General features: G+C 57.0%; 10 protein-coding genes and 1 pseudogene. 5 read left to right on the top strand and 6 right to left on the bottom strand.

Annotated elements, in window-relative coordinates; genetic code table 11:
* Positions 1–108: 108 nt before the first annotated feature.
* Positions 109–510 (top strand): DUF302 domain-containing protein, encoded by a 402-nt coding sequence (locus ACRYA2_RS14130; RefSeq protein WP_433629692.1) that lies wholly within the window; start codon positions 109–111, stop codon positions 508–510.
* A 349-nt stretch (positions 511–859) separates the two neighbouring features.
* Here the strand turns inward: ACRYA2_RS14130 and ACRYA2_RS14125 are convergent, their stop codons facing one another.
* A complete protein-coding gene (locus ACRYA2_RS14125; protein ID WP_433629244.1) occupies positions 860–1417 on the bottom strand; it encodes an FAD-dependent oxidoreductase in 558 nt (185 codons plus the stop codon).
* Positions 1418–1666: 249 nt separating this feature from the next.
* Between ACRYA2_RS14125 and ACRYA2_RS14120 the strand changes: the two genes are divergently transcribed.
* Positions 1667–2728: a succinylglutamate desuccinylase/aspartoacylase family protein gene (locus ACRYA2_RS14120; RefSeq protein ID WP_433629242.1), complete on the top strand. Its 1062-nt coding sequence runs from the start codon at positions 1667–1669 to the stop codon at positions 2726–2728.
* A 472-nt stretch (positions 2729–3200) separates the two neighbouring features.
* Positions 3201–3998, top strand: a complete 798-nt coding sequence (locus ACRYA2_RS14115; RefSeq protein WP_433629239.1) for a DUF4396 domain-containing protein — start codon at positions 3201–3203, stop codon at positions 3996–3998.
* Positions 3999–4368: 370 nt separating this feature from the next.
* Here ACRYA2_RS14115 and ACRYA2_RS14110 read toward each other — a convergent pair whose 3' ends face one another.
* The 3 genes and pseudogenes from ACRYA2_RS14110 to ACRYA2_RS14100 all read right to left on the bottom strand — a co-directional run.
* Positions 4369–4830: a NuoI/complex I 23 kDa subunit family protein gene (locus tag ACRYA2_RS14110; protein WP_433629236.1), complete on the bottom strand. Its 462-nt coding sequence runs from the start codon at positions 4828–4830 to the stop codon at positions 4369–4371.
* Positions 4831–5498: 668 nt separating this feature from the next.
* A complete protein-coding gene (locus ACRYA2_RS14105; RefSeq protein ID WP_433629234.1) occupies positions 5499–6803 on the bottom strand; it encodes an RNA-guided endonuclease InsQ/TnpB family protein in 1305 nt (434 codons plus the stop codon).
* Between the two features lie 142 nt (positions 6804–6945).
* A pseudogene (locus tag ACRYA2_RS14100) lies at positions 6946–7386 on the bottom strand (transposase); the annotation flags it as partial.
* A 1018-nt stretch (positions 7387–8404) separates the two neighbouring features.
* Here ACRYA2_RS14100 and ACRYA2_RS14095 point away from each other — a divergent pair.
* Complete coding sequence (locus ACRYA2_RS14095; RefSeq protein ID WP_433629231.1) at positions 8405–9733, top strand: permease; 1329 nt, start codon at positions 8405–8407, stop codon at positions 9731–9733.
* Between the two features lie 381 nt (positions 9734–10114).
* On the opposite strand, the gene ACRYA2_RS14090 is transcribed toward ACRYA2_RS14095, so the two are convergent.
* Together ACRYA2_RS14090 and ACRYA2_RS14085 are read right to left on the bottom strand one after the other, a co-directional pair.
* Entirely contained in the window at positions 10115–11155 is a 1041-nt protein-coding gene (locus ACRYA2_RS14090; protein ID WP_433629228.1) for an NAD-dependent epimerase/dehydratase family protein, read from the bottom strand.
* A 181-nt stretch (positions 11156–11336) separates the two neighbouring features.
* Positions 11337–12026: an SOS response-associated peptidase gene (locus ACRYA2_RS14085; RefSeq protein ID WP_433629225.1), complete on the bottom strand. Its 690-nt coding sequence runs from the start codon at positions 12024–12026 to the stop codon at positions 11337–11339.
* Positions 12027–12096: 70 nt separating this feature from the next.
* On the opposite strand from ACRYA2_RS14085, the gene ACRYA2_RS14080 reads away from it, so the two are divergent.
* Complete coding sequence (locus ACRYA2_RS14080) at positions 12097–12342, top strand: helix-turn-helix domain-containing protein (RefSeq protein ID WP_433629222.1); 246 nt, start codon at positions 12097–12099, stop codon at positions 12340–12342.
* The last annotated feature ends 28 nt before the right edge of the window (positions 12343–12370 follow it).

The raw sequence follows: 12370 nt of genomic DNA, 5'->3' as shown, positions 1-12370 counted from the left end.
CCGTCTCGACGTATTGCATCCGTATCACCACTTCAATAATGGCAGGACAACGAAGTCATGATTGTGCCTTAAACACTATACTGATTGCGGATGAACCTGGGAGTAGCGATGGACTACACCATGACTCGCCGCGTCGACGGACCGTTTCAAGATATCGTAGATTCAACTACCGAAGCGCTGGAGGAGGAAGGATTTGGCGTCCTGAGCGATATCAATCTACAGGCAAAGCTCAAGGAGAAACTCGGTCTCGAAGGGTATCCGGAGTATCGTATCCTCGGCGCATGCAACCCACCGCTGGCGGAGCAGGGGCTAGATGCCGAACGCGACCTCGGTACGCTTCTGCCGTGTAACGTCGTAATCTATGAGGACGACGACGGCGACGTGGTCGTCAGTGCCGTCGACCCCCAGACGCTGCTCGGCGTCGTCGACAACCCAGACCTGGACGGTATCGCCGGAGATGTTCGCGACCGATTCGACCGCGTGCTCGACGACGTCGCCGCCGAGTATTGACGTCGTTCGCTGCTCCACCTCGTTCCTTTTCGATACTATAACGATCGCCCGACGACCACACTAGCCGGTCGAGACGGTGGTCGCGACCCTCGTCTTGACGTACATCGTCATGTGGCTCTCCAAGGCGTTTGTCGGAGTCCGTCGATGAAACTGGCTATCGTTGGTACGACGGGTGGGACGGGCCAACGGGTGACCGGACAAGCACTTATCGCCGGTCAGGAGATTCGAGCGCTCACACGGTCTCCAGGTAAGCTATCACGAAGCGCAGATATTACCGCTTCTCATTCTGTTTGGCGGAAATGCCGTTACAGAAATGCGAGGAGAAAGCCCCGCCCCCTAGAACGGGGAATTACTTGATAGCGGCCGGCGTATCGAAATCGTGGAATGGCTTCCCCCGTTCGGTGCTCAGGATATCAAGCGCCGCCGCCGCGCCCATCCCGACCGAGATAGCGACCTGAATCATGTCTTTCCGCGCTATCCAGCCAACAGCGTACGCTCGGTCAACAGACGTCCGTCCGTCGTTATTCACTGCTACTGTGCCATCGTCGGCGAATTCACAGCCGATTTCCTCCGCTAAGTCGCGGGATTGCCCCGTCGCGAGGACGACATAGCGGACCTCGTACGTCTCCTGAGCAGTTTCCACGGCAAACTTGCCGTTGGCATGATCGATATCGGTGACTTCCTCTCCCTGATGACGGTCGGCTCCATGATCATTGACCTGCTCGCGGGCTACGTCTACAAACGCATCACCGCTCATTTGCTTGACGCCGGGATAGTTGAGGAGATAGGCACTATGCACCCACGTCTCGTCGGTGTCGAAGAGGATCGTCTCAAGCTCGTTCTTCGAGGTGAATAACGCTGCACTGAGTCCGGCCGGCCCCCCACCAATAACTGCCACATCTGCCATATGTAGACGTGACGCGCGGCGACACGATAAGCTCCGGCGTTAGTCAGTCCAGACGCAGACTCGAAATTCGCACCTCTCGTTGTGAATCATCCCTCCCAATCGAAATTCGAACGGAAACGTGCGCATCAATTAACTATTACCTGACATACTCGCTAGATGCAAGGAGTGAAATCTACGACTGAACCCAGAGTATTTCAGGACAATCTACACTACGCTGGACGGCGTCATCGTATGGAGAGGTGAATTAACGTGACCGGTGACGAGCAATGTGCTGAGCCGTTTTGCTACGCTGACGGGGACGAGGTACCGCCGGGCGAAAAACATCATCTGCAGCATTCGATTGGCAAGACGTATCTTGGTAACCCGATTGAATTCCCGATAACGATCATCAACGGATCCCACCCAGGCCCCCGAATCTTCCTTAGTGCCGCTGTCCATGGTGACGAATTGAATGGTGTAAAAGTTCTCCAGGAAGTCGCGGCGGAGTACGATCCGACGGAGATACATGGCACAATCGTCTGTCTCCATGTGCTGAACGTGCCAGGGTTCGTCGCCCAACAGCGATACATTCCCGTCTACGATCAGGATCTCAACCGTGCATTTCCCGGACGACGGCGAGGGACTACCGCGTCGCGAATGGCTGACGAAATCTATCAACAGTTCATCAGCCAGTGCGATGTCGGAATTGACTTTCACACGTCAACGCGGCACCGAACAACCCTGTTTCACGTTCGCGGTGCGATGAACAACCAGGAGATTGAACGACTCGCGTTTGCCTTTGGGACGAACGTCATCATCTCTTCGACGGGAAGTGACGGCATGCTTCGCACGGTTGCGACGAACGACGGCATTCCCACGATCACGGTTGAACTGGGCAAAGCCCATCGATTCCAGCCACTGCTCATTGCGAAGGCTCTCAACGGCGTCGAGAGTGTCCTCGCCGAATATGGTCTGCTCCCACACACGCCGGTCGACTGGCCAGGCTGGTATCGCGTCATCGACGCGAAAGACGAGAAGCGATGGATTCGAGCCGACGTCGGAGGGTTGGTCGACATGGAGTGGGGACCCTTTCCATTCGTCTACGAAGGCGATCCGATCTGCACGATTTCAGACCACTTCAAACGGGAGACGCGAACAGTGACTTCACCGGTGACGGGGCTGATCGTCGGGTTCCTTGAAAACCCCATCGCCTTTCCCGGTCACCCCCTCTGTCACGTAGTGCAAACAGATCGCAGTACCCGACGTGAGATTGAGGCCGAAATTCGGCGCGGAGAGTTCGACGGCTACGGCACCGCTCACTCGCTCGAGTAGGCTTCCGGGATGCCCGTCGGTTTTCAGAGGAGATATCTGAAGACAGGCATAGGTATTCTGGATCGTATTCGGTGACGCCAGCCTGTCGCTAGGTCCGCTCGGAAACTTCCCAGTCGATCGATTTGACGGGGTACTCAGGGAAGTGCTCGCGAGCGATGTCGGCCGTGTACGTTCGTGCGCCAGTTACGTCGAAGAGGACGTTGTTTAGACGCGGAGCAACAGCCCGTTCCTTTCGCTAACGACGCTACGAGTTAGCTGCGCAATTAAATTGCGCTGCTGTCAGCTCTCGGTCGGCGTGGGCGTTGAGTTGTTGGCGTTTTCCCACTCACCGAGGCCGGCCGGATCAAGATGAATATGAACGTCTGAAACTGACTACTCGTGAGTATCGGGCTTGGAAACCAAGACTGCGCTCCTCTCTCCCTCTGGTCTACAAGCCAGAACCTGGAAAGGTGCTTGGACCCTTTGTAGAGATATGCCTGAATCAGCGCTGATAGCGCTGGCCAGCTCGCCCGTTCCTGAGTGGGCAGTCCACTGGGCCAGACAGGTCGAGCATGCGCTCGCCCCTGCGCGGTCAGTCATCGAGCCGATTCTCGCTAGTTGGTGGACGCTGGGAATCTGGCTCACCGTCAACCTTCTCTCACTCGGTGTGCTCTGGTGGGACCTCGAGAAGCGCAACCAGAACATTCCGTCGCTAATGAAGTTCGTCTGGTCGCTCGTCGTCTCCTATTCAGGGCCGTTCGGACTCACTGTCTACTGGTACACGGGGCGAACGCAACTTCAGAGTGACTCGCTGTGGAAGCAGGGATTCCGCTCGACCTCGCACTGCTACTCTGGGTGTGGGATCGGCGAGGTCATCGGTATCACCGCCACGACTATCATCCTCAGCTTCTCGACGCTCTGGGTCGTCGCAACGACGTTCACACTAGCGTTCATTGGAGGGTTCGCCCTCACCGTCGGCCCGCTAATGCAGGAGGGCGTCGGCTTCAAAGAAGCGACGTGGGATGCTATCTGGAGCGAGACACCCAGCATCACCATCATGGAGATCGTCGCCATCGGCACCGACCTCCTGCTCGCCGGTGATGCTGGCTGGACAACGCCGCTGTTCTGGACGGCACTGCTGTTCTCGCTGACTATCGGATTCTTTGCCGCCTATCCGGTTAACGTCGTGCTCATCACCGCCGGGATCAAGGAGGGGATGGACAATCCCGCCGAGATGGATGGCAGCGCCAGCGGGAGTTCGAGTGGTGGACAAGGTTCGACCGCCGATTGAGTACCGGTCCCCCGATCGATTCGAGTCCCTGAACGCAAACATATTTGCGAGCTCACTGCTGGACATGTGCCCTTCACTCAGCACAACGTCTGAAACGATCGCCGCTTGAGGTTCAACATAGCTGCTTACTTCGTGCAGAGACGTGAAAGTTGCGTCAGGACTGCGTCGGTCCACTCGGTCAGTTCGCGGTCCAACCACGCTGCAGTTTCTGTTAGCGGTTGAGCTTCGGAGAGATATTCTCGCTTTCCCCAATATTAGCAGTCGAATAGCAACCTAATTCACCTTGTCACGCCAATAGAGGCAGCATCTCGGGGAACCACTCATAACCACCCAACAGTTGAATGTCAGTGGCGGTCTAAGGTCCAGGCTATTACTGATAGTCGACTTCTCCCTCACCCTCTCCGATCCACGCACCGCGGTCGGGTTCTCGCGATTCGAGCGGGTCGATGTCCTTGTACCACGGTACGTTCTTCAGCTGTTCTTTATTGTACACCAGTTCGTCGCGAGTGTCGCCCGTGAACTCGAAGTTCTGGGTGAGCAGAATGGCGTCGACGGGACAGACCTCCTCGCACAGTCGGCAGTAGATGCACTGTCCGATGTGGAGGTTGTACTGCTCGCCGTTGCGCTGGTCATCCATCACGATCTGAATCGTGTCATTCGGACAGACGTTCTCACACTGACGACACCAGATACAGCGCTCCTGGCTAAATTTATGCACTCCACGGAACCGCGGACTCACTTCAGGCGCCACATCAGGATATTCAACTGTGAATGTATTCCCATCTAATGCATGCTTCATCGTCGTTGCCATCGACTTGAGAACGCCAATCATGCCTCAACACTCCCGAGGACAATAGCAGGCCCCCCTGTTAAGTGGGCGAGATGGTTGCTCCGTTCCCCTGTCTGTCTGCGGATTTGTAGCAACAATTTGTTCAGTGCAGGCCTCTCAACCCGTGAGATTCCGGCCCTCGTTCTTCTGGTTTTGCTCCTTAACATGGTTGTTCCCCTCCTTGGGTTGAATCGGTAAGACGTACGTCCTTAGTGAGCAACCAGCATGAACGTTCGGACTCTCCCCGCAACCCGTTTCTGGAAATTAAGCCAACTACCACCGCGAAAGTCTCCAGATCCGAGGATTGACGAGTGAAGCTCAGCGCCCCCGACTGTTCGAATCGTTCGCTGAAAATCGGTGTCCGTGCCGAATATAGTCTTCTCAAAGTAATCCTAGAGTCGTTCCCGACACTCGATACGTAGTTCAAGACGGCTGAGGGTGCAGTAGTTTCACTCTTACTGTAGAGAAGGCTGTGAAGGCTGTGAGAAAGATATTTAGTTATAGTTCGGTATTGAACGCTGCACGTCTATCTGACCGTCTGCTTGCACGGTGACCGACAGCCATGATACCGAAACTGAACCTTGAGGGTATCCTGTTCCAGAGCTCGTTTTCGAGTTGGTGACATCCTCCCCGCCGTGAACGGCGGGGCTTCCCGTTCTGCGTTGGGATATTTACGGTTTGCAGATGCTCGCCTGTTCAGCGAACGTCCCCTGTCCACAATTCGGGTCGTGTTCTCCACGACGGAACAGGTTGACCACTGGACGTGCCACACGCCCGCTACTCCTATCCTCGGAAGACCGAGGATTCAGAGTTACCTTTTCTGCTTGGTCTAACCGACACTGAATGTTCTCCGCGCCATTCGAGTCGGCGTTCATCACGGCGTCACACCCTCGACAGACGTACAAGCCACGCTCCACTCGGTTGGCATCTCGCTTCTGCTCACAACACGAACACGTCTTCGACGTGTCTCGCTCGCTCACCGTGACCACGGCGATGCCTTCGGCTTTCGCTTTGTACGTGAGGATGTTGGTGAAGCGGTCGAACGCCCACCCGTGCAAGCCTTCGTTGCCACGGTCTCCCCAGTTCCGGGCCTCGCCAGTTTCGTCGTTTTCACGTATGCCTTCGAGGTTGCCGACAGCAATCGTTCTGACACCTCGTTCGACGCACTCTGTGACGATGTGTCTGGTGACGGCGTGCATGTAGTGCGATCGGCGCTCGGAACGCTTCCGTCGAAGCCTGAGTGCCTTGTTCGACCGAGAGGAGTTGCACTTCGCTAGCTCCTTGGCGAAGTACCGTTCGTCAGTCTTGAGAGCGTTCCCCGGATACAACTCGTGGTCGCCCGTGGAATACGAGACGGCGGCGAAGTTCTTGATGCCGAGGTCGATTCCGACGGTTTCGTCGCCGGGAGACTCGGCCTCGATTTCGTGTTTGCACACGATGTGAAGTTCCCATTCGTCACCGTTCCAGACGGCTCTGGCTTGGCGAACGTTCTCGACAACAACGTCTGGCCGGGTTTCGATTTCGCAGAGGATGAAGTCCGACCAGTGGTCTTTGAGGTTTCGGCCTTTGGAGAGGCGGATACGGTTGTTGTGGGCGTCGTGTTTGAACCCGTCTTCTTTGAACGTGACCGTAGAGCGTGGGTGGTCGCCGTTGTGTTTGCGGTACTTCGGTGGGTTTGCGCGGTCGTCCCCGTTTCGGCGCTTGGCGTACCAACCACGGAACGCTTCAGCGAGTTCTTCGATGACTCGCTGACTCGACTGAGAATTGAGGTCGGCGTAGCGTTCGTGGGTCTTCAAGTATGCCTTGAGCGGGCCATCCTCGGGGATTGTCCCTGTTTCGCTCCAGATACGGTCACACGTCCAGCGTGCGATGTTCCAGAGTTTCGAGGCGGCAAACCCGAGCGAGTCCAAGTCACTCTTGACCTGTTGCTGGTTCCGAATGGAAGCAACATAGGTGCGAGTGACCTGAATCGCCATACATAGTCTATGTATACAAACCGACTTAATGGTGTGGATTGGCGTTGAATATCCGGCCTGCCATCGGCGGTGTCTGTGTAGGGGTTGTCGGATTCACTCCCGCCGTAAACGGCGGGATTCTCTCCTCGAAGAAAGATAGAAGATCTACCAACGCTGTCGTCTTGACTAATTTGAAGGTGTAGTTTGTCCGATTTGCGTAGTGACGGCTGGCCGAATAGCGGTCAAAGACGATTGCATCGATAGCCTGCACGTCTCCGGTATCGTGGAGATCAGTGAAGAGTCGCAGGAGCGTTCGTCAGACCACCATCTTGAGCTGCTGCTTCCGTGAGCATACGGTCGTGAAGTCCGGCAGCTCGCTCGGTTCAAGATTCATTTTCTCGACGATCCCGTGCATCTCGTCAAGAACATCGAGGAGCCGTCGATACGGAAGGTCAAGGTATTCGCGGAGGCCGTGGATTACAACGATTACTCAATCAGCGTAGCCGCCGTCGCCCTTCTTGACCGCTGATGAAGGATCGCCAGAGACAGCGCGTTTCGCCAGTGTTACGAGGCGATCTGTGAAGCGCGAGAGACGAGAGGGCACACTATTCGGGTCTGACTTAGAGGTCAGTTAGTTCACCGGAGTGAGTCGTTCTCTACAGCGTCTAAACACGGCCCATAAGATATATTCAGTAGTTCAAGATGATCAGGGTAGGAGGTAACAGACCGTATCCACCAGATGTGTACTGTGAACGGTACACCTGAGAGTTATATCGATGGTGGTTGTAGTTCCTGCATCCGACAGGGCGATCAACTCGTGACGTGCAGCAACTGCGGGGAAGAGGAGCACCTAGTCGAACAGTACCATGTTCATCTTTCTACGGGCCAAGTCTTCGAAATACATCTCTGCGAAGGATGTCGCCGCAAATTCGTCACTGCCGACTGGGTTGAGTTCGTAATTTAGCCGCTTGGCACTGAGGGATACGGAAGCTCAGTGTGAATCAACCCGAAATTGACCTCCTCCACGGCGTGAACACCGTGGATTCCCCGATGGGGAGTGTACAGTTGCGTGTTTCCTCGGCCCTCAAGTGCGCTTTCGCGTGGGGCGTTCATCGGTCGCCGTCCGGTTACAATCCCGGATGTGCTTTCCAGCGCGTCCACCCCGGTCAAACGGGCCTTCCCACCCTGGCGTGCCGGGCGCTTCGACGGAACGGAATACCGTCCACCCCTCCACGGTCGGGTATGCAGCCGACTGGGTACCACCATTCGCGTCCGACCAGACGGACGGGACGTGGTGGCGTGGGTCTTCGGCTTTTTACCCGGCGGGCTGTGGACGCGAAGCGTCCGTTGGGGTCGAAGACCCCGTGCCATAACCGGGGAACGCCGGAACCTCCCAATACGGGAGGGCCGAGCTTACTGATTCGGGACGGAACTCTCGACGTCTACCGCACGGTGGATCGTACCTCATCGTGTCGGCTTCAGCCCCCGTCTTCAGACGGGGGCAGTCGCCTCGACTCTATATAACACAGCACAGGAGCGTTAGAAATGAAAAATATCGACGCCGGCTCACCCATGGTATGTTAGCCGAAACTCCGTAAGACCCAGAGCCCCCAAGTGTGGATATGGAGAAAAAGGAATACGCAATCCTCGCGGTCATCGCGCTCGCGACGATTGCACTCGGTGTTGTCACGACATCGAAGCCCTTATGGCCGTTCTTCGTCGAAAGTACGCGCCAGTTCGTGACGACGACCGCGTCAATGGCGTGGATAACGTGGTGGGCGCTGGTCCTCGGCTTCGCGATCGCCGGCGGTGTGGAAGCCTGGACCTCCAACGAGCAGGTCGCGGACCTGCTTGACGGTCACGGACTGCGCGAGATTGGCTACGGGTCGCTGTTCGGGTTCGTGTCGTCGTCGTGCTCGTACAGTGCCATCGCGACCGCGAAGAACCTCTTCAAAAAGGGCGGATCGGCAGCCGCGACCATCGGCGCGTTCATGTTCGCGTCGACGAATCTCGTCATCGAAATCGGAATCGTGATCTACATCCTGCTGGGCTGGCAGTTCCTCGTCGCGGACATCGTCGGTGGGTTCATGCTCATCGGGCTGATGGCGTTCGGGTTCGTCTACCTCACGCCCGATGACGTCATCGAACAGGCTCGAGAGAACGTCCGTGAAGAGGGCTCCCCGACCGTCCAGGATCCTGTCTGCGGAATGGAGGTCAACCCCGAGGAGGCCGACTACTCCACCGAACACGAGGGCCAGACCTACTACTTCTGCTCGCAATCCTGTAAGGACAGCTTCGACCCCGAGGAGGCCAACACGACGATACGCGAGCAGGCGACGTCGCTGTCGGGGTGGAAGGCGCTGGCCGACAAGCAGTGGAAGGAGTGGGGGATGCTCTGGGACGAGATCGCCATCGGCTTCATCTTCGCCGGTCTCATCGCTGGCTTCATCCCCGAACAGGTCTGGACGTCCGTGTTCTCGGGGCCGACGTTCGGCTTGCCGGTGTACGTCTTCTGGACGGCGGTGCTCGGCGCGGTCATCGGCGTCGCGACGTTCGTCTGCTCGGTCGGGAACGTCCCGTTCGGAGCGGTCCTCTACGCGAACGGCCTGCCGTTCGGGTCGGTGCTCTCGTACATCTACGCCGACCTCATCGTCCCGCCCATCATGGACGCCTACCACGAGTACTACGGCACCAAGTTCGCAGCCATCCTCTCGGGGATGATCTTCGCCTCGGCGGTTCTCACTGGCGTCGTCATTCATTTCCTCTTCCTCGGAGCGGGGGTCATCCCAGACCCGTCGAGCGTCCAGATTGCAGAGGTGAAGATCGAGATGAACTACAAGATGGTCCTGAACGTCCTCGCAACGGGATTCTTCCTGTTCCTCTACTGGCTTCACCGTTCGGACTCGATTGAAGATAAGGAACACGGCGAGCACGCTCACACCGCCGACTGACGCTCTCATTCTCTCTCGTTCAGTCGGTCAGCGTCTTTGGAACGTGGTGCTCCGTCTCATCGACCCACGTGGGTCAGACGTGCCGTCGATATGCATCGAGTAGGGCGGGCACACCGAGTGGGAACGCGAGGCCCCCGAACGTCGCCAGCGCGTGTGTCGCGTACGACGAGCGCGATAGGCGAGGTACGTCGCACCGACGTCGAAGACGGCGACAGCGTCGGCGAGAGTACTCCAGAGCGGATCGTACGTCGAGCAGTATCCCCAGCAGACCAGCGTGTACGAGGGAGCGTTCCACGTCGGCGGCTGGAGTTTGGGCCAGAAGAACCGGCAGTACGTGGTGAACGCAAACCTGAACTCCCCACTGCTTCAGCGGTGGGGAGCTCAAACTGCCTTGTCCGTAGTCGCTTCTTGCTCCGTTCGTTTGCTCATCTGTGCGTCCATGTCGAGTTGGTCTAACTCCCATGCAAGATACTCGCGGAGCCCCTCTTCTAAGGGCCGGTGTTCGATGCCAAGCTCGCGTGTGGCCTTCGTGTTATCGACCTTGTATTGTTTTCCGGCGAAAAATTCCAGCGCCTCGGCTTCCAAGCCCTCTGGCGGAGTAGCGAATCGTTCGGCGACCCGCATGATACGGGCTAATCCACTGAGCACCACGTCTGGGACAGCTCGGGGTGCCGGAATCCCCGTAATTTCTTCAGCCTGGTCGAGTACTTCGACCAGCGTTCGCGGCTCGCTCGCAATGATGTATTCTTCACCGGGTACGCCGTCTTCCATCGCTCGGATATGTGCTCGGGCCGCATCCTCAACGTAATCGAAAGGGAGTGTCCAGTTGCGGGGAACAAAGGGGAGGTCGCCCGTCAGGTAATCCCGAAATGCGCCTCGTGTCGACCCATAGAGTTTGTCGTGTGACCCATAGACTGCGCCGGGTTGGACGATAACCAGCGGAAGGCTCTCGTCCATCATGGGTTTCGCAACCTCGTAGTGTGCCTGCCACTTCGTGCGGAAGTAGACCGTGAACGTCGGACATTCAGGGGTGACAGACTCATCAAGTGTGGTCCCACTGGTGCCCGGATAGACGCCAACTGTGCTGGTATAGACGCCCTTGGGGATGTCGAGTTCATCGATTAGTTCAAGAACATTGCGCGTCCCCTCAACGTTGACGCGTTCGGCTGTTTCGACGTGGCGTGGGCCGGGGCCGACGTAGAACCACGCGGCGATATGGAACACCCCATCGACGTTGGTCATGGGTTCGCGCAGACTCGCCTTGTCCGTGATGTCTCCCTCGACCACCGAAACTTCATCTGGGAGGTGAGTTGCATTCGAGGATGAGCGCGTCAACGCGACGACATCATGGCCATCGTCTACGAGTTGTTTCACCACGTGGGTGCCAATGAGGCCGGTCGCGCCCGTGACGAAGTACTCCATACCTTGTACATTGGTAACTAGCAACAAGGAATTTTGGAAAACAGCGAAAGTAGTTTAGAGACCTTCTCCAGCGTGTCGCTGGTTCCCTCCGAGTGCGGGTTGGAACCTCGAAGGTCGCACGACCGAAATTCGGTGTCCGGATTCCACGCCGTTTACGGCGTGGAGGAAGTCAATCTGAGGGTTACCCTGAACTGAATTCGCCGAGCCCAGATTGTTCGTGGTCCAGTGGTTCAATCACCGACGGATCGTCGTTACTCGGGTTGTTAACTCGTGTTGAGATTTCGTACGCTGCTAAATCGTCGTCAGGGTACGGCTGACACAGAGCTTTACGCTCGTCTGGGCCAGCAGAGAGCCATTGCTCCTCAACGTCCGTTGGAAGCACGACCGGCATACGATCATGGATCGGCGTCATCATCTCGGTAGGCTCGGTCGTCAAGATGGTCACACACAAAATTTGTTCGTCGTCATTCTCCCAGATGTCCCAGAGCCCGGCCATCGCGAACGCTGAGTTGTCTTCGCGATACACACGATATGGCCGCTTCGGCCCGCCGTTCTGTTCCTGCCATTCGTAGAATCCCGACGAGAGGACGAGACACGGACGGGACTCCCAGGCGTCCGCAAAGACGCGCTTCTCGCTGGCGGTTTCTGAGCGGGCGTTGATGATGCCTTCTTCTGGTTCGTCAGTCCAGAACGGGATCAATCCCCAGTGGTACTGGTCGATCTCGTCGGTCGCCTCGTTCGTGATAACTTCTAATGGTTCACCAGGAGCGATGTTGTAACGCGGGGTATAGCCGCCATCAGCGACGAATTTCGCTTCAAAGCGATCCTCGAGATTTTGCTGCTCAATAAAGAGAGCGGTGCGTCCACACATACTCGATGTACACGCTACGACAGTATCAAGATATGGTGAACGGCAGTGACGAGTAGGGACGAGCACGCCAGTGAAAGGATACGAATCATGCTTTCACTCAAGCAGCTCAAGAAAATGGTTCGGCCTCACACCGGAACAGCGCGAAGCGCTCGTCCTCGCGCTCAATCGGGGGTACTTCGCTACGCCGAGCGAGGTCACACTCGATGAACTCGCGGATCAACTCGGTATCACGCGCCAGGCGGTCTCGAGCCGAGTCCGTCTTGGTACTGAGAAAGTCCTCCGCAGTGTGTTGGTTTCGTCGGCCTCCAATTTCTGAGTATACCTGCTGTGAGTGCTCCTGTCCG

This window comes from Halomicrococcus pelagicus (assembly GCF_050954125.1).
Note: the sequence above shows the minus strand (reverse complement) of the source record. Positions and strands in the feature narration are given on the sequence as shown.